The sequence below is a fragment of the Nocardia barduliensis genome, from assembly GCF_013315795.1.
In the GTDB taxonomy this organism is placed as follows: Bacteria; Actinomycetota; Actinomycetes; order Mycobacteriales; family Mycobacteriaceae; genus Nocardia; species Nocardia barduliensis.
In genome coordinates, this window is sequence record NZ_JABLTE010000009.1 from 23,201 (window position 1) to 46,979 (window position 23,779).

The 23,779-nt window shown below is 67.3% G+C and carries 25 protein-coding genes; 19 read left to right on the forward strand and 6 right to left on the reverse strand.

Going from position 1 to position 23,779, the window contains the following annotated elements; genetic code table 11:
• Window positions 1–23 precede the first annotated feature (23 nt).
• A complete protein-coding gene (locus tag HOV91_RS06290; RefSeq protein WP_174184499.1) occupies window positions 24–740 on the reverse strand; it encodes an alpha/beta hydrolase in 717 nt (238 codons plus the stop codon).
• 108 nt (window positions 741–848) lie between these two features.
• Between HOV91_RS06290 and HOV91_RS06295 the strand changes: the two genes are divergently transcribed.
• The gene (locus tag HOV91_RS06295) at window positions 849–1,760 is read left to right on the forward strand and encodes an SMP-30/gluconolactonase/LRE family protein (protein WP_174184500.1); all 912 of its coding nucleotides are present in this window, start codon (window positions 849–851) and stop codon (window positions 1,758–1,760) included.
• Window positions 1,761–1,787: 27 nt separating this feature from the next.
• On the opposite strand, the gene HOV91_RS06300 is transcribed toward HOV91_RS06295, so the two are convergent.
• Entirely contained in the window at window positions 1,788–2,096 is a 309-nt protein-coding gene (locus HOV91_RS06300; RefSeq protein ID WP_174184501.1) for an antibiotic biosynthesis monooxygenase family protein, read from the reverse strand.
• Between the two features lie 232 nt (window positions 2,097–2,328).
• Window positions 2,329–3,327 (reverse strand): helix-turn-helix transcriptional regulator, encoded by a 999-nt coding sequence (locus HOV91_RS06305; RefSeq protein WP_174184502.1) that lies wholly within the window; start codon window positions 3,325–3,327, stop codon window positions 2,329–2,331.
• A 97-nt stretch (window positions 3,328–3,424) separates the two neighbouring features.
• Between HOV91_RS06305 and HOV91_RS06310 the strand changes: the two genes are divergently transcribed.
• The 14 genes from HOV91_RS06310 (at window position 3,425) to cysC (ending at window position 16,934) form a co-directional block, all read left to right on the forward strand.
• Complete coding sequence (locus HOV91_RS06310) at window positions 3,425–4,561, forward strand: epoxide hydrolase family protein (RefSeq protein WP_174184503.1); 1,137 nt, start codon at window positions 3,425–3,427, stop codon at window positions 4,559–4,561.
• A 222-nt stretch (window positions 4,562–4,783) separates the two neighbouring features.
• Complete coding sequence (locus tag HOV91_RS06315) at window positions 4,784–5,731, forward strand: Gfo/Idh/MocA family protein (protein ID WP_174184504.1); 948 nt, start codon at window positions 4,784–4,786, stop codon at window positions 5,729–5,731.
• 68 nt (window positions 5,732–5,799) lie between these two features.
• A complete protein-coding gene (locus tag HOV91_RS06320; RefSeq protein ID WP_174184505.1) occupies window positions 5,800–6,462 on the forward strand; it encodes an apurinic/apyrimidinic endonuclease family protein in 663 nt (220 codons plus the stop codon).
• On the forward strand, window positions 6,459–7,322 hold the full coding sequence (locus HOV91_RS06325; protein WP_174184506.1) for a sugar phosphate isomerase/epimerase family protein: 864 nt from the start codon (window positions 6,459–6,461) through the stop codon (window positions 7,320–7,322). The genes HOV91_RS06320 and HOV91_RS06325 overlap by 4 nt, the downstream gene beginning before the upstream one ends.
• 23 nt (window positions 7,323–7,345) lie before the next feature.
• Window positions 7,346–8,098 carry a sulfotransferase gene (locus HOV91_RS06330; protein ID WP_174184507.1) on the forward strand — a complete coding sequence of 251 codons (753 nt, stop codon included), beginning with the start codon at window positions 7,346–7,348 and terminating at the stop codon, window positions 8,096–8,098.
• Between the two features lie 17 nt (window positions 8,099–8,115).
• Window positions 8,116–8,556 (forward strand): VOC family protein, encoded by a 441-nt coding sequence (locus HOV91_RS06335; RefSeq protein WP_174184508.1) that lies wholly within the window; start codon window positions 8,116–8,118, stop codon window positions 8,554–8,556.
• Window positions 8,557–8,886: 330 nt separating this feature from the next.
• Window positions 8,887–10,113 (forward strand): Ldh family oxidoreductase, encoded by a 1,227-nt coding sequence (locus HOV91_RS06340; RefSeq protein ID WP_174184509.1) that lies wholly within the window; start codon window positions 8,887–8,889, stop codon window positions 10,111–10,113.
• The gene (locus HOV91_RS06345; protein WP_174184510.1) at window positions 10,113–10,832 is read left to right on the forward strand and encodes a polysaccharide deacetylase family protein; all 720 of its coding nucleotides are present in this window, start codon (window positions 10,113–10,115) and stop codon (window positions 10,830–10,832) included. The genes HOV91_RS06340 and HOV91_RS06345 overlap by 1 nt, the downstream gene beginning before the upstream one ends.
• Window positions 10,802–11,725 (forward strand): glycosyltransferase family 2 protein, encoded by a 924-nt coding sequence (locus tag HOV91_RS06350; protein WP_174184511.1) that lies wholly within the window; start codon window positions 10,802–10,804, stop codon window positions 11,723–11,725. The genes HOV91_RS06345 and HOV91_RS06350 overlap by 31 nt, the downstream gene beginning before the upstream one ends.
• The gene (locus HOV91_RS06355) at window positions 11,722–13,026 is read left to right on the forward strand and encodes a nucleotide sugar dehydrogenase (RefSeq protein WP_174184512.1); all 1,305 of its coding nucleotides are present in this window, start codon (window positions 11,722–11,724) and stop codon (window positions 13,024–13,026) included. Before HOV91_RS06350 ends, HOV91_RS06355 begins: the two co-directional genes overlap by 4 nt.
• 134 nt (window positions 13,027–13,160) lie before the next feature.
• A complete protein-coding gene (locus tag HOV91_RS06360; RefSeq protein WP_174184513.1) occupies window positions 13,161–14,495 on the forward strand; it encodes a phenylacetate--CoA ligase family protein in 1,335 nt (444 codons plus the stop codon).
• Window positions 14,496–14,498: 3 nt separating this feature from the next.
• Window positions 14,499–15,065, forward strand: coding sequence for a peptide deformylase (locus HOV91_RS06365; protein WP_174184514.1), 567 nt, complete (start codon window positions 14,499–14,501; stop codon window positions 15,063–15,065).
• Window positions 15,062–16,306 (forward strand): MFS transporter, encoded by a 1,245-nt coding sequence (locus HOV91_RS06370; RefSeq protein ID WP_174184515.1) that lies wholly within the window; start codon window positions 15,062–15,064, stop codon window positions 16,304–16,306. The genes HOV91_RS06365 and HOV91_RS06370 overlap by 4 nt, the downstream gene beginning before the upstream one ends.
• 73 nt (window positions 16,307–16,379) lie before the next feature.
• Window positions 16,380–16,934, forward strand: a complete 555-nt coding sequence (cysC, locus tag HOV91_RS06375) for an adenylyl-sulfate kinase (protein WP_438822635.1) — start codon at window positions 16,380–16,382, stop codon at window positions 16,932–16,934.
• A gap of 81 nt (window positions 16,935–17,015) precedes the next feature.
• Here the strand turns inward: cysC and HOV91_RS06380 are convergent, their stop codons facing one another.
• Window positions 17,016–17,705 carry a hypothetical protein gene (locus HOV91_RS06380; RefSeq protein WP_174184517.1) on the reverse strand — a complete coding sequence of 230 codons (690 nt, stop codon included), beginning with the start codon at window positions 17,703–17,705 and terminating at the stop codon, window positions 17,016–17,018.
• A 193-nt stretch (window positions 17,706–17,898) separates the two neighbouring features.
• Between HOV91_RS06380 and HOV91_RS06385 the strand changes: the two genes are divergently transcribed.
• Together HOV91_RS06385 and HOV91_RS06390 are read left to right on the forward strand one after the other, a co-directional pair.
• On the forward strand, window positions 17,899–19,071 hold the full coding sequence (locus HOV91_RS06385; protein ID WP_174184518.1) for an acyl-CoA dehydrogenase family protein: 1,173 nt from the start codon (window positions 17,899–17,901) through the stop codon (window positions 19,069–19,071).
• A gap of 9 nt (window positions 19,072–19,080) precedes the next feature.
• Window positions 19,081–20,205 carry an acyl-CoA dehydrogenase family protein gene (locus tag HOV91_RS06390; RefSeq protein WP_174184519.1) on the forward strand — a complete coding sequence of 375 codons (1,125 nt, stop codon included), beginning with the start codon at window positions 19,081–19,083 and terminating at the stop codon, window positions 20,203–20,205.
• 39 nt (window positions 20,206–20,244) lie between these two features.
• Here the strand turns inward: HOV91_RS06390 and HOV91_RS06395 are convergent, their stop codons facing one another.
• Complete coding sequence (locus HOV91_RS06395; RefSeq protein WP_174184520.1) at window positions 20,245–20,679, reverse strand: hypothetical protein; 435 nt, start codon at window positions 20,677–20,679, stop codon at window positions 20,245–20,247.
• Window positions 20,680–21,027: 348 nt separating this feature from the next.
• Here HOV91_RS06395 and HOV91_RS06400 point away from each other — a divergent pair, with 348 nt between their 5' ends.
• The gene (locus HOV91_RS06400) at window positions 21,028–21,252 is read left to right on the forward strand and encodes a hypothetical protein (RefSeq protein WP_174184483.1); all 225 of its coding nucleotides are present in this window, start codon (window positions 21,028–21,030) and stop codon (window positions 21,250–21,252) included.
• Between the two features lie 87 nt (window positions 21,253–21,339).
• Window positions 21,340–22,170 carry a GNAT family N-acetyltransferase gene (locus HOV91_RS06405; RefSeq protein ID WP_174184521.1) on the forward strand — a complete coding sequence of 277 codons (831 nt, stop codon included), beginning with the start codon at window positions 21,340–21,342 and terminating at the stop codon, window positions 22,168–22,170.
• Between the two features lie 6 nt (window positions 22,171–22,176).
• Here HOV91_RS06405 and HOV91_RS06410 read toward each other — a convergent pair whose 3' ends face one another.
• Complete coding sequence (locus HOV91_RS06410) at window positions 22,177–23,778, reverse strand: serine/threonine-protein kinase (protein WP_174184522.1); 1,602 nt, start codon at window positions 23,776–23,778, stop codon at window positions 22,177–22,179.
• Between the last annotated feature and the right edge of the window lies 1 nt (window position 23,779).

The window sequence follows — 23,779 nt, forward strand, 5'->3', positions numbered from 1 at the left end:
CCCTTCCTCGTCCGAAGAGCGGTTCACGGATGTCGTGCCAACCCCACGACGACACCCTGCATCCAATCCGCGATGTCGGCAGTGACCCGCGCGTGCACCGGCTCGTGCAACAGGTCGTGCCCAGCGTCGATGTACTCCCGTAAATCTACCGATTCGTGGCGACTAGTCCAGACCCTGATCGCATCGATCGGCGCGCGCCGATCGTCCACGCCGTGCACCGCCAGCACCGGAAGTTCGCGCGGCAGAGGCGTTCCCGGCGCATCCGGCGCTCCGCCGCCCAGCGCGCGCTTCGGCACGCCCGACAGCACCAGGCCCGCGAGCCTGCTCGCGGGCAGTGCGGGTCGCAGCGGGTATCCCCGTTCCACGATTGTCGAATCCGACTCCCGCATGGCCGGGTCCGGCACCGCCGCGCCGAACATGCCGAGCGCGGTGGCCGCGCCGAGCGAGTGGCCCATCAGGATCAGCGGCCGGTCGGTACCGGCCAGCTCGACCAGCCGCAGCGCGTCGGCCACCAGTTCGGTCAGACTGCCCGGCTGACGCGGATCACCCTCGCTCAAGCCGTGCCCGAACGTGTCCAGCGCCAGCACCTGCGCTCCGGCGGGCTGCACGGCGCGCGCGAAGCGGTGGTAGTGACCGCTGTGCTGGCCGATCCCGGGCAGCAGGACCACGGTGTACAGCGGGTCTTCGATCGGCCACTGCCGATAGTGCATCCGGCCGCGCGCGCCGTCGAAAAATGGCATGCACCGATAGTGCCAAAAATCGTGTCGCGAATGGGACCGCACGATTTCGGGTCGGGGACGGCTAAAATGCGCGGCGACTCACTCCTACCCGAGCCCGAGGTGTCCGCGTTGCGAACTCCCCGCCGTCCAGGCGCCTTTCTCCTGTCCGCCGCGGCGCTGGCCTGCACCGGAGTACTCGCGCCGGGCGCGGGCGCCGCGCCGGCTGTCGCCGCCTGCGACAGCGCGGCGGCGGTCACGGCCGTCGCAGCGCCGGTGCCGGTGCTCGACTGGGCGGAGAACCTGGGGTTCGACGCGCAGGGCAACCTGTGGGTCTCGCGGCTCTACCGCAACGAAGTCCAGCGCTACGACGCCGCGGGCACGCTGACCGCGACCGTCGCGGTGGAGTTTCCCGGCGCGGTCCGGCTCGGTCCCGACGGGCTGCTCTACGTCGTCTACGGTGACGCGCCGGTCAGTGTGGTGCGCCCCGGCGGCGTGATCCGATTCGATCCGGCGGCAGCCGTGCCGGAACCGGAAGTCTTCGTCTCCGGTCTCACTATGCCCAACGGCGCGGCGTTCGACCCGAGCGGCAACCTGTACGTCGCGACCGTGTCCGGCGTGGTCAAGGTCCGTCCGGACGCGTCCGTCGATGCCGCGTGGGGAGCACCGCTGACCGGCTTGGCCGCCAACGGCGCGGCCGTGCACGACGGCGTGCTGTACGTGACCGCCAACGGCGGCCCGCTCGGCCGGGTCGTCCGCATCCCGCTCACCGCGCCCGGGGATCGCGGCACGGTCACCGACCTGTCCGCGCGACTGCCCGGCCTCCCGGATTTCGCCGACGACCTCTTGGCCGACCCGACCGGCATCCTCTACGTCACCACCCTGACCGGCCAGTTGATCCGCGTCGATCCCGCCACCGCCGCCGTATGCGCCGTCCTGGAGACGCAGCCGCTCACCGCGGTGGCCGCCACCCCGGCCCACCGGGATCAGCTGATCGCCACCACCGAGTCCGGCGCACTCCTGCGAGTCCACCTTTCCCGCTGAGCCCGGATGCGCGGAGCGGACGGGCGGTCAGGTGTATTCGGCTACGACTTCGTAGAGGGCCGGGTTTGCGTCGGCCGTCTTCCGCGCGTCGTCCACGGAGGCCACGATCGCCGGTCGCGCTCCGGCGGCCTCGCAAGCCTCGGCGCTGTCCCAGTGCGCGACGTTGACGAGCTGGAATCGGGTGTCCGGCAGCCGCGCCCGATGCAGGCGGACATCGCGGAAGCCAGGAGCCGTGCGCATGATCCGCGCTCGTTCGTGCCAGTTCGCGACGAATTCGGCTATCCGGTCAGCGGATATCTCGAAGACGTTGATGAAGGTGACTCCGTCGTCGGTCATGCGAGTGCCTTTCTGTTTTCGAGTTTGCGTGAATGCGCGGCACCGGCAGCGAGGGCGCGTATTACGGAGTTTGCGGAAGTCGCGAATACCAGTCTTCGCGCGCGGGGTGCCTTCCGTCGAGGACGTGTTGTCCACAGATCCGGACATATGCGATCGGAGGGGAGAGCAGGACCGCGTTTCCGGCTGAAATGAGCGGATCGCAACAATGCGATCGCCGAGCCGCACCCGCGGTCTAGGCGTCGGCTCGGGGCGGTCGGTCGCCGCTTCGGTTCGGGTCGATCGCGCGTTCGGCGCGTTCGGCGATGGCGCGCAGGTGGGCGATCAGTTCCGGCGGCTCGTGGATTCGGAAGTCCACGCCCAGCCCGAGCAGCCGGTGGGCCAGCCACTCCGGTGCGTCGTCGCGCAGGGCATCGATCCGGCAGGTGTGCTCATCGATCGCGACGACCTCGCCCGGGTCGTCTCCCAGCCGTCCGGCGACTCGGTCGGCGGAAGCATGGATGGTCAGGTGCAGCCGGAAGGCCGGTGTGCCCCAGTCGGTGCGGCGGCCCGCGACGTAGGCGGCCGCGTCGGCGGCGGGTAGCGGGCGCGGGGTGAAGCGCGCGGCGGTGGGCTGCGCGCGGTCGATCCGGTCGACGCGGTACACGCGCCAGTCCGCGCGGTCGAGGTCGTAACCGACCAGATACCAGCGCCTCCGGGCGGACACCAGGCCCACCGGCTCGGTATTGCGCCTCGATTCGGCGCCCGCCTCGTCGCGGTAGGCGAATCGCACCCGCTCCCGGTTCGTCACGGTGGCCGCCAGTGTCGCGAGCACTTCCGGGTCGACGGCGGGCCCCTCGCCGGTGGGCGGGGTCAACGCGGCAGCGAGCACGCGCACCCTGCGCCGCAACCTCGCGGGCAGCACCTGCTCCAACTTGGCCAGCGCCCGGACCGACGCCTCCTCCATCCCGGCCACCGCGGACCCGGCGGCGGCCCGCAATCCGACCGCGATGGCGACGGCCTCGTCGTCCTCCACCAGTAACGGTGGCATCGCCGCGCCCGCGATCAGGCGATATCCGCCCGTCGCGCCGAGCGTCGCGGTGACCGGGTAGCCGAGTTCGCGCAGTCGGTCGATGTCGCGGCGCACCGTGCGGCCGGTGACCCCGAGACGTTCGGCCAGTTCGCTGCCCGGCCATTCGCGCGGCGTCTGGAGCAGCGACAGCAGCCGGAGCAGTCGGGCGGGAGTGTCGTTCACGAATCCGAGGATGCCGGAAATCTAGGACCTGTCCAGTCCTAGATGCACCCTAACGTCGTCCGCGTACCGCAGCACCGACCTGCAAGGAGCCGACCGAATGACCGACATCCGCCCGTTCCGCATCGAGATCCCCCAGGCCGACGTGGACGACCTGCACGAACGGCTCGCCCGCACCCGCTGGTCCGCGCAGCTGCCCGGCTCCGGCTGGGATCGCGGCGTGCCGGTCGACTACCTGCGCGAACTGGCCGAGTACTGGCGCGGCGGATTCGACTGGCGGGCACAGGAAGCGGCGCTCAACGAGTTCCCGCAATTCCTGACCCGCATCGATGGTCTCGACGTGCACTTCCTGCACGTTCGCTCGCCGGAGCCGGACGCGACGCCGCTGCTGCTCACCCACGGCTGGCCGAACTCCTTCGTCGAATTCACCGAGACCATCGGTCCGCTGGCCGATCCGCGTGCCCACGGACTCGATCCGGCGCAGGCGTTCCACGTCGTGGTGCCCTCGGTCCCCGGGTTCGCGTTCTCCGAAGGGCCGCGCGAATTCGGCATGACGCCGGGCAAGGTGGCCGGGATGTGGCTGACGCTGATGGATCGGCTCGGCTACCGGCGTTTCGGCGCGCAGGGCGGCGACCTCGGGGCCTACGTCGCGCCCGAACTCGCCATCGCCGCGCCGGACCGGGTGATCGGCGTGCATCTCGACGGCGGGATCGGGATACCGACGGAGGCGGACGTGCCGACCATGACGCCCGAGGAACGCGCCGAGTGGGACCTCATGCAGCAGTGGATGACCGGCGGCGTGGACCACCACGTCTTGCTGCGTCACGCCCCGCAGACCTTCGCCCACGCGTGGACCGATTCGCCGGTGGGTCTGCTCGCCTGGCTGATGCAGAAGTTCACCGAGTTCGCCCCGCTCGCCGACCGGGTCGAAGACGTGATCAGCCGCGATCATCTGCTGACCAATATCAGCCTCTACTGGTTCACGGACACCGTGGCCTCGTCGTCCTGGCCGATGTACAACGGCCTCGGCGACGAGGGATTCGTCTGGCCGAAGGGGCAGAAAGCGGTGCCGACCGGCACCTATGGCGGGGGCTCCGCGCTGATGCGGCGGCTCGCCGAACGGGACAACACCATCGTGCACTGGCCGCAGGGCAATACCGGCAACCACTTCGTCGCGATGGAATGCCCGGACGCGCACGTCGCCGACATCCGCGCGTTCTTCGCCGCCTTCGATTGACCGCCCTCGCTTTGCGTTCCGGCTCGCTGCCTGCGGCCGAAAGGATGCTTGCGAAATCGAAGGGGTTGCCATAGTCTTGCGGCGGGGAAGGCTGAGCAACAACCGATTTCGAATGATGCGCTCGTTCGATGGGGTCGAGGTTCCGCCGGAGTAGAGCTTTGTCAGAGGGAGGGCTGGTTGAATAACGGGGGGGCACTGGCGACCCGTCGCGTCGGCGTCGCGGTGGTCGGATTGGGCAATGCGGGGCAGGGGCATATCGCCGCCCTCGGGAATTGCCCCGGGTATCAAGTCGTCGCGGGTGTCGAGCCGGACACCGAGGTGGCACGCCGAGCTTCGATTCCTATTCGAGACTTCGCCGAAATTCTCCAGGACGACGCGACAGACATCGTGGCGTTCTGTCTGCCGCCCGGCGGTAGGGCCGAATTGGTGGCTGCCGCATTGCGATCCGGTAAGCACGTCCTGCTCGAGAAGCCGCCGGCGCAAGACGTTGTCGAACTGGACGATCTCACCTCCACGGCGCGAGCCGCCGGGCGGTTCGCAGGCGTCATGTTCCAGCATCGTTTGTGTTTGCCAGACCAGCTGACTGCGATGGATCCATCCGCACCGGCCGAACGTTTCGCGGGTGCGACGGGCAGTCTTGTCGTTTCGCGACCACGCGCCGATACGTACTACGGGCACGGATGGCGCTCGCGTGCGGCCGTGGCGATGGGGGGCGTCACAGCTCACCTCGGTGTCCACTACCTGGATCTGGCTTGCCAAGTTCTGGGGCCGATAGCCGATGCCGAAGTGTTGTCCCGGGTCGAGGCGGCACCAGGGGTCGACAGTGAATTGATCGGACACATCCGATTCGTCTCCGGGGCCGCCTTGAATCTCACTGTCACCAGCCGCTCGAAACATCGGTGCGAGCATCTGACGATTCTCGGTCCGCACGACCGTCTGGAGATTCGGGATGGCGCTTGCGCCGGTGAAATCTCTGGCGAGGCGTTCACCCGCACAGCGCGTCCGGCGATGGAATTGCGCGCCGAGGTCTATCGTCGCTTGGCGGTAGCTGTCCGAACCGGTAGCAATCTCGGGGTGATCGCATTGTCGCGTAGCCGTACCATCACCGATGCGCTGGTTCGATTGTCGGGTGTCGCCGCGATTCCGGCAGGCGTTGACCGCGCATGGTAGCGGCCGGTTTCAGCACCATAGGGCGACATGACTCCGAACGGGTGGGTACGGGGCTGAGTTCCGGCACCATGCCCAACAGTTCGGCAGCCGAACTCGCGGCGCTGACTGGGGCTGCGGGCGGGACCGGCGTCGATCTCAGAGCGGGCAAGGGGCACGGGTGGGAACGCCACGGCATCGATGAAGGTATCGCCGCGGTACTCGGCGCAGGGCTGTCCGTCTACTTTCTGGGACTCGGACTACGGCTCGGCGAGCGGGGAGTCCGATTCGATTCGATCCATCCGGCGGTCGCGGTGCCGATCAAGGTGTTCTGTGTGGAAGAACCGGATCCGGCCCTCATCGACGCGCAGTGCGTCGAGGCGGCCGAGCAGGGGATCGAACTGCTGGTCGAGACGCACCACGGCGGGCCCGATGCCGCGCGGTTGCTCGAGTTGGCCGAACGCACCGGAATCGGTGTGGTACTCGACCTTCTCGGACTCGCGCGAATCGGCGGCGCAAGCCGGATCCGGCTGCGGGAATTGGCCCCGCACGTCCGTGCCGTGCAGGTGAAGGGTTTCGAGTCACCCGAAAACGGGTGGCGGCATCGCCCCCTGCAGTCGTCCGACTTGGATCAGGTCCGGCAGATACTGGCTCATGGTGCGCCGGTCCGCGCGATAACGGTGGAGTCACGCGCGGGTACGCCTCGTCGGGACATGGCCCTCGTTCAGCAACTGCGTGCAGAGGTGTTTCGATGAAGCTTGCCGTGATCGGTGATGAAATCGCCCAGGACATCGAGGTGGTCGCCGATGTGGCGGCAGGCGCAGGAGCGAGAGGAGTCGAGGTCCGGTCCGTCGCCGACCGTGCGCCGGGCATGCTGACGAGGCCCGAGCTGCAACGAATCAGGAACGCACTCGATGCCAAGGAGCTCGAGGTGGCGGGGTATGCCCCGCCCGCGTTCAAATGCCCGTTACCGATCACTGACGAGGAATGCGCGCTGGTCGCCGATGAGCTGGCCGGGTTCATGGAGCAAGCTGCTGTGCTCGGCGCGCCACATGTACGGATATTCACCTTTTGGAGAGAGGGCGAGCCCGATCCTGTAAGGGCCGCGCGCGCCGCTGCGCGTGTCCTGTCCGAGGTGCGCTCCGAGATACCGCTTGTCGTCGAGACGGGCACTCGCACGAACACGCCGACCATGCGCCATGTCCTCGCGTTCCTCGAGGAGTTGAGTTTCCCGGGCCTCGGAATCCTGTGGGATCCTGGCAACACGGTGTTCAGTGGGTGGGATCCAGCCCCGTTCCCGGAGGACTATGCCGCTGGCGGAACACTGATTCGCCATGTCCACGTCAAGGATCCGGACGGCATGAACGGCTATGTACGGATCGGATCGGGCGACCTGCCGTGGCCTGCGATCTTGCGGCGGCTCGCGGAGGACGGCTATGCGGGGTATCTGAGTTTGGAGACCCATTGGCGTATCGGCCGCGTGCTGTCCGCGCTAGAGCGTGACTCTCCCTGGGGAGATGCCTTTTCGCGGGACGGGCAGGCGGCGAGCGTCGAATGCCTCGGTATCCTCCGGACGATGCTGGATCAGACGTCGAGAGTGGAGCCTCCGTCATGAGCCCTTCACCTCCGGTAATCGTGATGGGTGCCCAGCGATCCGGTACTACGGCACTTGCATCGGTGCTCGATCTCGCTTTCGACAAGGCCGGTGGCATCTTCACCGTCAACGGCAAGCTGCCATACGTCTTGCACCGGTGGGTGACCGCGGCGGATCTGGAGGCGCGCCATCTTCGGGTCGATGAGATGATCTGGGCGCTGCGTCGCAAGCCGCCGTTCGGAACGAACAGCGAAAGATGGCTGGCAACAACGGAAACCGTTCTGCGCGCTGCTGCCGTCGCGGTAAGCGACGGAGAGGTCACCGATGCGGTGCAACTGCGCCGCGACGTGCTCGGCGGGGCGTATGCTGGCGCCACGCGGTTCGGCGAGAAGTACAACGAATATCTGCTCGAACTCGACGCGCTCGCCGAAAGCCTGCCCGACGCGCATTGGGTACTCCTGATTCGGCATCCGGAAGCGGTGGCTCGGTCGACGCTGCGATGGACCGGGGATCGCCCGTGGCGGCCACCGGACCGGGATGCCGCCTTGGCAAAGTGGGTGGCATGGCATGAGCCATGGCTGGCCCATCCACGCACGGCGGACCAGCGACTGTGCACGGTCGTCGAATACGGCCGGCTCTGCGCGGGACCTGAGCTTGCGCGACTTGGTTCGCGGCTCGACGTCGATCTGGCTCCGTACCGCGAGTTGCTCGTAGAGTCGCCGGCACCGATAGAAGCCACGCTTCCCGCGCCGGTGCGCGACACGTGGACCCTGTTACTCGGGCAAGCTGGACTGTGAGACGAAAGGCTGTGCCAATGTCAGTTCTCCCGTACGATTCCGCGGCGGCATCGACCGATTTCCACCTCGGCCTACACCACGTCCAGCTGGCCATACCGTCAGGTAGCGAGCCGGAGTGTCGACAGTTCTACGTCGAGGTGCTCGGATTGCGAGAGGTGCAGAAACCTCCTGTGCTCGCGGCTCGGGGTGGCTTGTGGGTTCGTGGCGACGGACTCGAGATCCACCTCGGTGTCGAACAGGATTTCCGCCCTGCGCGCAAGGCTCATCCCGGCATTCTCGTCGGACGCATCGACGCGCTGGCCCAGCGATTGACCGAAGCGGGTGTCGAGCTCTCCTGGGACGGGGAATTTCCGGGATTTCGCCGATTCTATGCATTCGACTGTGTGGGCAACCGGCTGGAATTCATGTCTCCAAGGCATGATACGGCGCCGGAGAATGAATTCGACTCGGGTAGTTGACAGAACCTCACTATTGGTGCATGATTTGTTTGTAGCGATGCTCGGGTCGTATAGGCCTTTGAAAGTCGCGTGAATCGGTAACGAGCATATTCGAATGCGATACCGATTCGACTGGGGATCTTCATTTGGCAGAAGGGGAGTCTGCTGGTGCTCGAATTACGTGATGTGGTTCATATTCACGGAAGTGGGGGTAATGAGCAACTGGTGCTGCGCGGCGCAACGCTCGTGATAGAACAGCCCCAGGTGGCGATGCTCTGTGGATTGAATTCCGCAGAGCGGCATACTCTCGCTGAATTGCTCAGCGGTCGAACTTTGCCTCGATACGGATTCGTGCGGAGCGACGCCGACGTCATCGTTCTCGACGTGGGTGACGATCCCGAGCCCGATATCGAGTCGTATGGGTCGAGGGAATTATCAGATCGCGTGGTCGTCCTGTTGACCGGAGCGCCTCCGGTGGCCAGAACCGGCCTGCGGGTTTTCCGTCTACACGGCGGCGAGTTCGTTCCTGCGACCGCGCCGGACCCTTTCGCGATAACTATGGTCGAGGCCGGTGAATTGCGCTCCCGGGTCGAGAACGAATTGATACGAGCCGGCCTTCCCGCTCGGCGGGCGCAATCCGTGGCGCGCATTTTGGTCGACGCCGATATTCGCGGACATGCGTCACATGGCGTCAGCCTGCTGCCGACGTACCTGCGACGGATCGCGGCCGGGGGTATCTCGGCGGCTGCGGAGCCTGCCGTCACTGACACCACGCCGGTGGTGATCTCGATCGATGCTCGCGGTGGCCCAGGGCAGGTCGCGGCGGAGTTGGCGGCCGGTCTGTGCGCCGACCGCGCCGCTGAGCAGGGCCTGTCGGCCGTCGCTGTCCACAACAACAACCACGTCGGAATGCTGGCGGCGTACCGAGATCCGTTCCAGGAGCGCCAGGTCGTCGGCCTGCTGCTGAATATCTCCGGGCCGGCGGTCGCGGCCCCCGGAGCGCAACGCCCCACTCTCGGCAGCAACGCGTTGTGTCTGGTCACCCCGGGACCGGTCGGTGGCGAACCGTTCTGCATCGATCTCGCCACCGGAGTCGTAGCCGCGGGCAAGATCCGTGATGCGCTCAATCGTGGTGTGCCTGCGAACGCAGGGTGGCTACAAGACCCGGCGGGCCGGCCCACCCGGGACCCGGCGCAGTTGGACGCCGGGGGCTCGATCCCGCTTTTCGGCGGATACAAGGGCCTATGCATCACCCTGGTCGTCGAGATTCTCGCTGGAGCACTCGCCGGTGGTCTGGTCAGTCCGCAAGTAAGCAAGCAGCGCAAACAGCCCGGTGCCGTCATGCGGTGCTCTCAGCTGTTCGTAGGCTTCGCGGTCGAGCGCTTCGCCGCCGGCGGTGAGCCGACCGTCCCCGCACTGGTGCAGTTGCTCCGGCAGGCCGTGCTCGACGGTTACGGCTCGCCACCCACCGAGCCGTGGTTCCCGGATCAGGCCGAGCACCGGCACACCGAACTCGCGTACTCCGCCGGTGTTCCGGTCCCCACAGCGGTCCTCGACGAATTGGGTTGGGCGCGGTAATGACGGTGCAGTATGCCGATCCGCGAATCGGTTCGGCTTCGGAATGGCCGCTGGTGTTGTACTTCCACCACGTGCGTGCCGATATGACGCATTACACCGCTCTGACTCCCGATGCATTTCGTCGCGGGTTGGATCTTATTCTCTCGGAATTCGGTCCGGCGCTCGACCCCGCAACAGTACGGGCCGGATTCGTCCCGCCCGCGCGACCGTCGGTACTGATCACCTTCGATGACGGATATCGGGACAACTGGGAAATCGCCGCACCGATCCTCGCCGAGTTCGACGTACGCATCGCTCTTTTCTGTGTCACCGACGAACTGGAAACGACGGGTGAATCGCCCCACAGCGAATTCATGAGCTGGCGACAGGCGATGGAGATGCGGGCCGCGAGGCACCTGTTGGCTGCCCATACCCGTACTCATCCGAAGCTCACCGACTTGGACGCACGCAGCGTCCGGCAGGAGATCCACGGTTCGTTGTCGGCGGTCGCCGAGCGCACCGGCGAGCCGACATCGCTGTTCGCATATCCATACGGCCTGGTACCGGCAGGTGCGGTGCTCGGTCCCGAGGTCCTCGGTTTCAGCACGGTAAAAGTCGAGCCCAAGCCATGGGATCTCGCGCCGCATCGGATTCGTCGGACCTATCTGCCGGCGCACGACTCCGAGTCCTGGCCGGCCCTGGTTCGAGAATGGAAACGGCAGTGGTACGTATCTCAGTGATTATTCCGACCCGGAATCGGCCAGATGATCTGCGCCGCTGTCTGGCCGGCTTGGCGGAGTGCGTGCAGCGCCTCGATGCGACGCCGGGCACGACGCTCCACGAACTCGTCATCGTCGACGACGCATCGTCGCGATCCGACGCCTTGTCTCCTGTCTATGCGAGCGACCTGCCCACGAGCGTGTTGTACAACCGTGTACGGATGGGGGCGGGCAGCAGCAGGGCACGAGCTGTGTGCGCCGCTTCCGGTGATGTCCTGGCATTTCTGGACGACGATGCCGTTCCCCGCGGAGACTGGCTCTCGGTGGCCGGGTCGGTCACCGAGCAGCGACCAGCGATCAGTGGGCGAGTGCTGCGGTTCGACAAGGGGTTGGTCTCCTCCGCCCGGCAAGCACGCTATGACGACCGGTATCGCTCGTTGTCCGAGGGAGATCCCATCAGCTTCTTCGCGGGTGGCAACAGCGCGATTCTGACCTCCGCGTTCCGAGCCGTGGGTGGATTCACGCGCAGCGGCGTCGGGGGAGACAACAGTGTTGCCGAAGCGCTCGCCGCCGACGGCAATCCCGTGCAGTTCGAGCCTGCGCTGGTGATCGCGCATCGAAACGGCAAAGGGGTGCGACGCGCAATTCTGGATTCGTGGTCCAGCGGCCGCGATCACCAGCAGCAGCTCACGATTCCCGCGGCGATTCAGTTGGTGCGCGCGGGCGGACTCGGTGGTTCACCCGCCGTGCGCGGATTCAATCGCATGCTGAGCATTGTGCACGCCGCCGGCCGAATGGAGCGGCGGAAGAGGAGTTCGCGTTCGACGAGCGCCACGATCTCGCGAGGATTCGCGCTGGAGCGTAAGCACGTACCGGACTGTCCGGATATCGAAACTGTGGTGGCGAGTCGATGAACACGCGTATTCTCGCAGCCGCGTGCCGCACTCCACCGGGACCAGAGCCCGCATCAGCGATATCCATATCTGCCAAGATCGGAATAATCGGGCTCGGCTACGTGGGTTTGCCGCAAGCGCTGGCCTTCGCGGAAGCAGGTCATCCGGTGTGCGGCGTGGATACGGATCCGGCGGTGTGCTCGCTGCTCCGTTCCGGCCGCAGCCCCGTGGATACCGTTGCGGACGACCGAATTTCTCGTACCGCCGATTTGTTCGCCGTGGCATCGGATGTCACGGACCTGCGTTCCTGTGACGCGGTGCTGATCTGCGTACCGACGCCGCTCGGACCGGACCGCGGGCCGGATCTGGTTCCGCTGATCTCGGCGGCTACGACGGTCGCCGAGAATCTGCGGCCGGGGCAACTGATCGTGGTCGAATCCACGGTCTACCCAGGCGCCACCGATGGTGTGGTACGCCCGCTGTTGGAGAGCGGCGGGATGCTGGCGGGACGAGATTTCCACCTCGCCTTCGCACCTGAGCGAATCGACCCTGGAAACCGGAGCTTTACCACGGCGAATACCCCGAGAGTGATCGGAGGTTTGACGGCCGAGTGTGCCCGAAAGGCGGCCGACCTCTATGGACGGGTCGTAACCGCCATCCATGTGGCGCCCGGTCTCCAGGAAGCGGAAGCGGCGAAGATACTCGAGAACACCTACCGGCAGGTCAATCTCGCCTTGGTCCATGAGTTCGCGGCCTACTGTGCCGCCGCTGGAATAGACGCGGGCGCCGCAATCACGGCGGCGGCTACCAAGCCGTTCGGTTTCCATGCCTTTTATCCGGGAGCCGGGGTCGGCGGTCACTGCATCCCGGTCGACCCCATGTATCTGGCCGTCGCCGCACGTGACGTCGGCTCGCCGATGACATTGGTGGAGAGGGCGCAAGAGATCAACGATGACCGTCCGCGACACGTCATCGAGCGGACCGCTCGATTGCTGGCGGGGCGCGGCAAGGAGTTGTCCGGTGCGCGTGTCGTCGTCCTCGGCCTCACCTACAAACCGAATGTGGCCGACGTTCGGAACACTCCCGCGGTTGGCCTCGTGCGTGAGCTGGCCAGGGCCGGAGCGGTCGTCTCGATTCACGACCCGTTCCTTTCAGAACTTGTCGTTGACGACGTTGCCTTGCGCGTCGAACCAGACGTGCGGTCCGCGATCGCAACGGCAGATCTCGTGCTGCTCGCTCAGCGGCACGAGCACTACGACTCGGCACTGCTGCAGCAGGCTCGCCTGCTGCAGATTGCCGACGTTCGATACGAGGGGAGGTGACAAGCATGGACATCGTGACCGAGGAAGCCACCGCCTGATCGTTTGATTCAGGAGTGTGAAGGGCGTTGGGGGCGCAGTCGCGCCCCCAACGCCACCCTGTTTCGGAAGGTTCGCTCATGGGATCAGATGCGGCAGTGACCGACGCGCTAGCGGGTCGTCCGCGCTATTGGCACAATCAGACACTACGCACGTATGCCGCGGTCGCCGAGGGTTGGCGGATGTACGACACGGTGTACCGGCACACGGAGTGGGATCTCGATCGGCTCACGGCCGTATCCGAGGGGCGCCTGCGAGAACTTCTCGCCTTGGTCGCCGAGCACGGAACGGTAGAGCAGCGGACCGCCATGGCCGGAATCGGTGCGAACGAAGACCCGCGAGACACCCTCGATCGACTTCCCGTTCTGCGGAAGACGGATTTGATCCGACGACCGCACGAGTTGCGTACCGGATTGCTCGATTCGGTCGATGTGTTGCGTGCTCGGACCTCCGGCACTACCGGCGAGCCTGTCGTCATCGAACATGGCGAGTCGCATCTGATCAACGGCGTGGCCATGCCCATGCGGGTTTTCCACGCGTATGGCCTCGCACCCGGTTTTCGTACTGTGCGGGTCACCTGCGACCCGCGGCACGACCTGGTGCATTTCAGCGGCGACGCCGCAACCTGGACACGATTGCGGATCAACCTCTCGAAGGTCACCGCTGCCAGCGCGCGGTATGTCGAGCAACTCGTCACTGATTTCAAGCCGGACGTCGTGTGGGGGCAGCCGATGGAAGTCCTCGTGCTGGCTCGCATGATTACCGCGGGTGAGCTGTCGATACCGAATCCCACCTTGTTGCTGACCCACGGCGATACCGTGGACGCGCAAACGCGCACGGCACTCGCCGCGTGCTTCGATGCGCCGCACCGAGACATCTTCGGGCTACAGGAGTTCGGGCAAGTAGCTTGGGAGTGTCCAGCGGAAGCGGCGACGTACCACGTCAACGAGGAGCGAGTGCATATCGGTCTCGACTCCGACGGCGCCCTGCTCTTGACCAATTTGATCAACTCCACCATGTTGCTCGTCAAGTATCGACCGGAAGACCGGGCCGAGCTACTCGGCCGAGCGTGTACGTGTGGACGGGCGCTCCAACGATTGCGCGGTTTGGAGGGCAGGCAACGCGGCTTCATCGCCGACCGCGACGGAGTGCCGATGAACGTCAAGCCCGTGCAGCTCTACCTCGAATCGCTTCCCCTACGTCGGTGGCAGGTCAGACAGAGCGAACCGGGGACGGTCGAAGTTCTGATCGTGCCGGAGGGGCCGACTGTCGAATTCGATACGAATCGGATCATCACCGCGATGAATCTGTCCGAGGTCACGGTGCGTCGAGTCGAACTCGAAGACCTGCTGACCACAGGCGGGAAATCGCTGCGTTTCGACCTGTTCGTCAACCAGCAGAATCTGGCGCGGCACCTCACCGAAGTGAGGTGACAGATGGCACAGGACGTCCGAATCGTACGTTTCGACGCGCCCGGTCCTCGCCTGCGGGCGAAATCCGTACGTGACCTGAAACCAGATGCCATCGACCTCGCCGCCATCACAACCGGGCTGACCACCGTGCTCAGGCGGTACCGGCGGTCGGGCGTAGCCGCGCCGGTCATCGGGCATTCGGTCCGGATGATCGCGCTGGATACCACCGGCATGTGCCAGGTCCGGCGTCTGTCCGGCGTGGACTCCGGAGTCGTCGTGCACTGCGACCCGGAGATCACTCCGCTTGCCGCGGAAGCAGTCGAGGACTATGAGACCTGCGTCGGGCTGCCGCGAATGACGGGCTCGGTCGCTCGCCCGTCACGGATTCGCTATCGCGCGACGACGATCACCGCAGAACCCGTCGACTGGGAGTTGTTCGGCCGGGCGGCTCGGGTGGTCGCCCACCAAGTCGATCATCTCGACGGCGTCCTCTTCCTCGATCGCGCCGATCCGACCAGCGTGGCGCCCTTGCCCCGGCCTCTTCGCGATGACTTCGAAAATGACCGCACGACAGGGGGTTTCGCGGAATGAAGACACTGCTCGCCCTCAACGGTTCCGCACGCCTTCTCGTGCTCGCCGCGCTGGTGAATTCGACCGGCACGGGGTTGTTCCTAGCCGGGGCGGTGTTGTTCTACACCACCTACCTGGACATTCCGATCACGGTGGTGGGTGCCGGGCTCGGGATCGCGGCCACAGCTGGAATCTTCGGGAGCGTCCCATTGGCCGGGTTGGCCGACCGGTTCGGAGCGGTGCGCACCCTGGCGGCGCTCTATTGCGCGCTGGCCTTCGTGTACTGCGCCTACCTGCTCATCAACGGAGTCGCAGGCTTCGTCGTGGCGGTGTCCGTGGCGACAGTGATCATGCGCGCCGTGCCGCCGGTGAATCAAGCGGTGGCGGGCATGGTGATCACGGGCATCGAGCGCTCGACTGTTCTGGCGACGATGCGCGCCACCCGGAACGGCGGAGTCATGGTGGGATCGGCCCTCGCTGGTCTCGGCCTCGCGGCTGCGGGAACCGCCGGCTACTTGATCATGCTCTTGGGCAATGCCGCCTCTTATCTGATCTGCGGTGCTCTCGTCTACCGGCTGCGCTCACTGGAGAAGACGCCTGTCGAAGTACGCGCTCGCGGGCTGCCCGCCGTGCGAAACGTTCGATATGTCGCGCTCGGCCTGGCCAACGGCATGCTCGGGCTGCACGCCACGATGATGATCGTGGCGCTGCCCTTGTGGACGACCGCTCGTTCCGATGTGCACGATGCGTTCATTCCGATGATCGTCATGATCGGTGCGCTGCTGGTGGTGCTCTTGCAGGTTCCGCTCGGCAGGGGGATCGACTCCATGCGCTCCGCTCGCTCGGCGGTGGTCCGCGCCGGTGTCGCGCTAGGGGTCTCCTGCCTGCTGATGGCACTGATGGCCGAGGCGAACGGCCCGATACTCGGCGCGGTGGTGTTGTTCATGGTGATCAGCACCTTGACCATAGGGGAGATCTACCAAACGTCGTCGGCTTGGGTCATCTCGCACGATCTGGCGCCGGAGGGGCGGCGATCCGAGCACATCGCGACATTTTCCCTGGGCATGTCGGTCCAGCAGATCGTCGGCCCACCGCTGTTCAGCGCGATTGTCGCTCGCTTCGGCATACCCGGCTGGCTGGCGCTCGGAGTGGGGTTCGTCGTCGCGAGCGTCGTATACCGGCAGAGCATCTCCCGACTGTTCCCGGCGTCGATAGCCGAGACGGCGGCGTCGGAACCCCTTCAGGAAGGAGATCGTCGTTGAGTGATGCTCGGGTGAGATGCGTGGGACCGCCATGACGTACGGCCCGGATTCCCGGTTGCGTTCGGAGTACGCGATGCCACCGCGTAGCGCCGTGCGTGTCCGACCTCGCCGAGGTGCGACAGTGTGGTTCACCGGCTTGTCCGGAGCAGGTAAGACGACGATTGCCGCGCAGTTGCACGACAGGCTGACAACTGCCGGCCGTGCCGCATATCTACTCGACGGCGACGGCTTGCGAACCGGTCTCAACTCCGACCTCGGATTCAGCGATGCGGATCGCCGCGAAAGCGTACGACGCGCCGGTGAGGTGGCGGCCCTGTTCGCCGATGCCGGACTCGTCGTCCTCGTGGCTCTCATCAGCCCGTTCGAAGCCGGTCGGCGCGGTGCACGGCTCGCTCATGAAGACCTCGGAGTCGCCTTTCACGAAGTGTTCGTCGACACTCCGCTTTCGGTTTGCGAGACGCGCGATCCCAAAGGCCTCTACCGTGCCGCGCGTCGTGGCGAGCTGCGAGCTTTCACGGGCATCAGTTCTCGGTACGAACGCCCCCGAACTCCTGATCTCACGGTCGTGCCGAGCGACGGGACGCCTGCTCGAATCGCGGAAGCGATCCACCGCGAACTGGCCCTCTGAGCGCAGTTCGGGAAGTCTCCGGCCGGGGAGCATCACCGGCGCGGCGGACGGAACCTTCGTCCATCGCGCCGCCGGTTCGGCCTAGGGAGCGGGTGCGGGCTGGGGGGCCGCCGGTGCCGGTTGCGGTAACGCGGGGGCCGAAGCCGGGTAGTCCGGAACGGTGAACAGTCCCACGGTGGGCGTCATCACGCAGTGGGCGAACGGGTAGTCGATGATGCCCCACATCGACGCGAGCACGGTGCCGGGCCCGCTCTTGACCGTCTTGGACAGCGACGGCAGACGGTACTCGGTCACGTCGTCGAGCGGGTCGATGCCGCTGGCGCCGGTGTTGACGTTCACCCACGCGACGACGAGCCCGGAGGCCAGCGGCGCGCCGGAGTGCGAGGGCGTCGCGCTGAAGCGCAGCTCGCCGGGCGCGACGTTCAGGTCACGGCCGGTACCGCCGCCGTCGGTGGTCGCGGCCGCGATGATCGTGGTGACCGGCCCGTTGCTGCCGCAGCCGAAGGTGGGCGCGGCATAGGAGAACGGGGTGAACACGCTGGAGACGTCGCGCAGGTTCGCAGCGTCGACCAGGCCGGCGTACCGCGTGAGCGCGGCGACGCCCTCCTGTGCGGACGCGTCGGCGCCGGCGAGGTCGGTCAGATGGGTCAGGCCGGCGTCCACCGGAGCCTGGGCGGGCTCGGCGGTGGCGGGTGCGGAGAAGGTGAGAACCGCGCCGATGGCGAGGGATGTCGCCGCCGCGGCGGCGCGTGCGATGGTCCTGCCGTTCACTCGTTCTCCTCGATACGAACCCTGCGGGGTCCCCGACCCACGTGCAGCAACGTACCAGCTCGCGGCGGCTGCCGTCCCGGGGAGCGGGGACGCCGATCGCCCAGGCGTGCCGCCGGTTGTGATCCAGTCGACAATGGAGGATTACCGAGGGGTAGGTTTGACTCGGACGTACGAGACACGCAGGGAGATGCGTATGAAACTATCCTTGTCCCCCGACGACGTCGCCTTCCGCGACGAACTGCGCAAGATCTATCGGACCGAGATCCCGGCCGACATTCGCGAGCGCGTCCGCAACGGCCGCGAGCTGTCCCGCGACGACATCGTCACCGCGCACAAGATCCTGAACGACCACGGCCTCGCGGTGCCCAACTGGCCCGTGGAGTGGGGCGGCAAGGACTGGACGCCGATGCAGCGCCACCTCTGGCAGGACGAGATGCAGCTGGCGTCCGTGCCGGAACCGCTGACGTTCAACGCGCAGATGGTCGGTCCGGTGATCGCCCACTTCGGCTCGCAGGAGCTCAAGGAGCGTTTCCTGCCGCCGACCGCGGCGCTGGACATCTGGTGGTGCCAGGGCTTCTCCGAGCCGGACGCGGGCTCCGACCTGGCCTCGCTGCGCACCACCGCGGTCCGCGACGGTGATTCCTACATCGTCAACGGCCAGAAGATCTGGACCACGCTGGCCCAGTACGCCGACTGGATCTTCTGCCTGGTGCGCACCGACCCCAACGCGCCCAAGAAGCAGGCGGGCATCTCGTTCCTGCTGTTCGACGTGAAGTCGCCCGGCGTCACCATCCGCCCGATCAAGCTGATCGACGGCGGGTACGAGGTGAACGAGGTCTTCTTCGAGAACGTCCGGGTCCCCGCCGACCAGTTGGTCGGCGAGGAGAACATGGGCTGGACCTACGCGAAGTTCCTGCTCGGCAACGAGCGCACCGGCATCACCGGCGTCGGCCGCACCAAGGTCAAGATCGGCGTCGCGAAGCAGTACGCGGCGCAGACCAAGTCGGGCAGCGGCACGCTGCTGGAGGACCCGGTGTTCGCGGCGCGGGTCGCCGAGCTGGAGAACGAGCTGCTCGCACTGGAACTCACCCAGCTGCGGGTGGTCTCCAACTCCTCCGACGGCAAGCCGAATCCGGCTTCCTCGGTGCTGAAGCTGCGCGGTTCCGAACTCCAGCAGGCGGCCACCGAACTGCTGCTGGACATCGCGGGACCGGACGCCATCCCGGTGGAAGCCGACGACATCGCCTCGCCCGGCTGGGCGCAGCGCAGCGGCCCCGCCTACCTGAACTACCGCAAGACAACCATCTACGGAGGCTCCAGCGAGGTGCAGCGCACCATCATCGCCTCCACGATCCTCGGATTGTGAGGCGCCGCCATGGATTTCGATCTCACCGATGAACAGGTCATGCTCCGCGACACGGTCCGTGACCTGCTCGCCCGCACCTACGACGCCGAATCCCGGCTGAAGGTCGTCGACTCCGAACTGGGCTGGAGCCGCGAGGTGTGGCGGCAGCTCGCCGAACTGGGCGTGCTCGGCCTGAGTTTCGCCGAGGAGGACGGCGGCGTCGGCGCCGGTCCGGTGGAGACGATGGTCGTGCTGGAGGAGGTGGGCCGCAGGCTCGCGCCGGAACCGATCCTGGACGCCGTGCTGGTGCCCGGCGGGCTGATCACCGCGGCGGGCAGCGCGGAACAGCGGCAGCGGATCCTGCCCGAGGTCGCCTCGGGCGAGAAGCTGCTCGCCTTCGCCCACGCCGAGCCCGGGACGCGCTGGCCGTCGAGTGAACTGGCGACCACCGCAGAGGCGCAGGGGGACTCGTACACGCTGACCGGCGTGAAGAACCCCGTCCCGCACGGTGACAGCGCCGACGAGCTGGTGGTGAGCGCCACGCTGCCGGACGGCGGTGTGGGGCTGTTCCTGGTCGCACCGGACGCGACGGGTGTGGTCCGCAAGTCCTACCGCACGGTGGACGGTCAGCGCGGCGCGCAGCTGGAGCTGACCGACGCGCCCGCCGAGCGGCTCGGCGGGGCGGACGCGGCCGAGGCGATCGCGTCGGTGGTCACGCACGCGCAGGCGAGCCTGTGCGCGGAATCGGTCGGCGCCATGGCGGAAGCGTTGCGGCTGACCACCGACTACCTCAAGCAGCGCAAGCAGTTCGGTGTCACCCTCTCGAAGTTCCAGACGCTCACCCAGCGGGCGGCCAACATGTACGTCTCGCTGGAACTGGCGCGCAGCATGAGTCTGTACGCCACGGCGTCGCTGGCGGACGGATCCGACGATCCGGTGATCGCGTCGCGCGCACGGCTGCAAGTCGGCCGCGCGGCCCGGCACATCGGGCAGGAGGCGATCCAGATGCACGGTGGCATCGGCGTCACCGCGGAGTACCCGGTCGGCCACTACGTGGCCCGGTTGACCGCGATCGAGCGCACCCTCGGCAGTGGGCTCGAGCATCTGCGGGTGCTCAGCTCCCGGGTGGGCGACTACGAGCTGCCCGAACTGTGAGCAGCGCCGCGGTGGTGCGTGGGTACGCACCACCGCGGGTCACTCGTCTTCGTCCTGCGGGTCCGTGCGCAGTTGCGGGGGTGCCTCGTCCGACGACTCGCTCGTGGGCGTCCGCGCGGCGGCCGGTGGTCTCGTATCCTCCGGCGGCGTGGTCTGCGCGGTGTCCTCGTGCGGATTCCGCGTGGTCGGTTCGGCGGTGGTGCTGCTGATGAAGCCCGCGAACGGGGTCGGGTGCCGCTGATCGGCCGGCGCGATCCGCCACGTGGGCGAGGGCGGGATGACGACCCTGGGCGTGGTCGTGCCGGTAGTGCTCTCGCGCACCACGGGTTCGGCGTATTCGCCCGCCTTCAACGGCGGGGGCGGGATGTAGGTGTCCTGCCTGCCGACGCCGCAGGCGCCGATCAGGACGAGTCCGATGGAAACCGCTCCCGCGGCGATCGCCGGACCGGCGATCTTGGCCCTGCTGCTTTCCAACGGTGACGCTCCTCGTGTGTATCGAGTCGACTCACCATAATCGAGGCCGGTCGGCCAGGCGAGGCGAGTGGTCGCTGGGGGTACGCCGGACGGCGTGGGTAAAACGGTCCTGATTCAGATATCGAATTGGTCTCTTCGGCGTGTCGCGGGCACGTGTCGCTATCTTCCGGCGTCCCGGAGTCGTAGCGTGTGTGAGCAAAGTTACGCGTGAGACGCCGGTTTCAGGATGAGAGACACGTTGTGTGAGAACGTGATAGTGGTTCTCTGACCGGCGTCATCGAGGAGTAGATGATGGGAGCTTACTCGACAGCGTCGCGGCGTGGTTCATCCCACGCCGCGGAAGATGCGGTGTCGGCAACGACACAGCATCCCGCGTCGAACCAGCAGGCGCGCACGCTGTCCACGATTCTGTCGCGGACGCTCGCCTGGCTGATCTTCATCGGCGGACTCGTCGGGGCGGTGCTCGGCATCGCCGGCCTGCACGTCGAAATCACCGTCGCCGGGCTCATTCTCGCGTGCACCGCGGGACTGGTGCTGCTCAAACTCCGCGCGGGTGGCGGCGAAGCCGACTGAGACAACCGGCCGGTCGGCTCGGCCCCTGATCCGCACTCGGCACGAGAAACGCGGGCGCGCAACGATTTCGGCGCCTACCGTGATCCCATGAGGATCGAGATCACCACCGACGCCGCCGAGTTCCGCTCGGTCGCGGGGTCGTTTCTGCTCCGCGATCCGTTGCGCCACACCGTGCTCACCACGAGTGTGGCCAACCACGTCACGGGCCTCGACGCCCCGGCCGAGAAATCGCGCTTCGTCTCGGTGCACGGCCCGGACGATTCGGTCGTCGGCGCGGCGATGCGGGTGGCCGGTCGTGACGTCTACCTGGGCGAACTACCGCCCGAAGGCATTCCGGCGGTCGCTCGCGCACTGGCCGACGTGGTCCCGCAGACCGCGGGGGTCGAGGGCGTCGTCGACGACGCGACCGCGTTCGCCCAGCACTGGTGCGCGCTGCTGGGGAAGGGTTTCCACCAGAGCTACGTCACCCGGCTGCACCGGCTCGGCACGCTGCGGATCCCGGACGTGGCAGGAGCGCCACGCCGCGCCACGACATCCGATGTCCCGCTGTGCCGGGAATGGCTGGCGGCCATGCGCGAGGAGTCCGGCATGGCGTCCGGGCTGGACGAGGCGGCGATCCGGCGCCGTGTGGAAGCCGGCCGCTGGTGGTTGTGGGAACGAGACGGGGAACCGGTGAGTCTCGCGGGCCACCAGATCCCGATCCAGGGCTGGTCACGGATCGGCCCGGTCTACACCCCGCCCCACGCCCGCGGGCACGGCTACGCCAGCGCGGCGACAGCGCACGTCGCACAGTTGCTGCGCGCCGAGGGCCTGGACGTCTGCCTGTTCGCCGACAGCGCCCACGCCACGGCCAACCGGATCTACCGGAAGATCGGCTTCCATCCGACCCACGCCTTCACGCACTACGTCTTCGACTGACCCAACTCAGTGCAGCGGCGCGGATTTCCACCACTCCAGGAACTCGGCGTCGGTGGCGATGAATCCGGCGCTGTACATCAGCATGGTCGCCCGGCCCGCGTCGGAGAACGCGGTGACCATCCGCGGGCGGAGGTTGCGGCTGTCGTGCAGCGTGTAGTTGGTATAGCTGTGGCCGCTGTCGTTGGTGGCGGCCGCCCGGTCGTTGGCCGGTAACGCGTCGAGGGCCGCCTGCGCGTCGGCGGCCGAGTCGTAGAGGTAGAAGTCGAAGGACGCCTTGTTCGGCCCGCCGAAGCAACTCCACATCACCAGCCAGGCGCCGAAGTCCGGGTCGTCGTGGTCGCGCGTCGCCGAGGAGTCCGGCGGGTGGGCGAAACAGCCCGCCTTGTTGTAGCCGGTCCCGGAGTGCACCAGGCGCTCGGCGGAGGTCTGCGGCAGCATGTCCGGGAACGCCGCGCTCAGTTGCGCCGCGCGGGCGCCGATGGTGGCCCGATCCGTGGTGGCCGCGACGGTCGTGGTCGGACGCTTGCCGGTCGGCGGCGTGGTGGCGGCGGTGGCCGACGCGGTCGCCGTCGTCGCCGGTGCGGCCGAGCCGGCGGGCGTGGTGCCGCGCAGCGAGGCCGCCACGAGGAGAGCGGCTACGCCGATCGCCATCGCCAGCCCGATCGCGGCGCCCACCGACGCCCTCCGGCGGGAACGTCGCGTCGGGCGATTCGCCCCGGGCTGCGCGAGCGGCCCCTCCGCCCGGTGCGCCGTATCGCTCGGCGGCCACGGCGCCGCCGGCGCGGCCAGCGCCTGCCACGCGGCGGCGGCGAACTCACCGCAGGAGTCGAAGCGCTCGGCCGCGTGCTTGGCCATCGCCTTGGCCAGTACGGCGTCCAGCGCCACCGGCAACCCGGGACGCATCCTGCTGACCTGTGGCGGCGGGGCGCTGAGATGGCCCTGGATCACCGCGACCGGATTGGTGGCGTCGAACGGCACGGTACCGGTCAGCAACCGGAACAGTGTGCAGGCCAGCGAATACTGATCGGAGCGGTGATCCAGCGGCGCACCGGACAGCTGCTCCGGCGCGGCGTAGGCCAGGGTGGCGGTGAAGGTCCCGGTCTGGGTGAGCCCGCCCGCGTCGTCCCGCAATCGGGCGATGCCGAAGTCGGTGAGGAAGACGCGCTCCGGCGCACCCTCGACGCGCTCCAGCAGGATGTTCGCCGGTTTCACGTCGCGGTGCAGCACGCCGCGGCTGTGCGCGAAGTCCAGCGCCTCGGCCGTCGCCGCGATGATCTGCACCGCCCGCGGCGGCGGCAGCGTCCGCGCGTCCAGCGCGGCGGCGTCGGTGCCGTCGATGTAGCGCATGCAGATCCACAGGCGGTCACCCTCGACGCCCCGGTCGAACACCGTGACGATGTTCGGGTGGTCCAGCCGCGCGACGAGGTCCGCCTCCCGCTCGAAGCGGGCGCGGATCTCCTTGTCGTCGAACAGCTCCGGGTTCAACAGCTTCATCGCCGTCAACCGGGGCAGCCGCGGATGCCGGGCCAGGTACACCGATCCCATCCCGCCGCGGCCGAGCAGGCGTTCGATGGTGTACCCGGCGAATACCTCGCCGGTGCTCAGCATG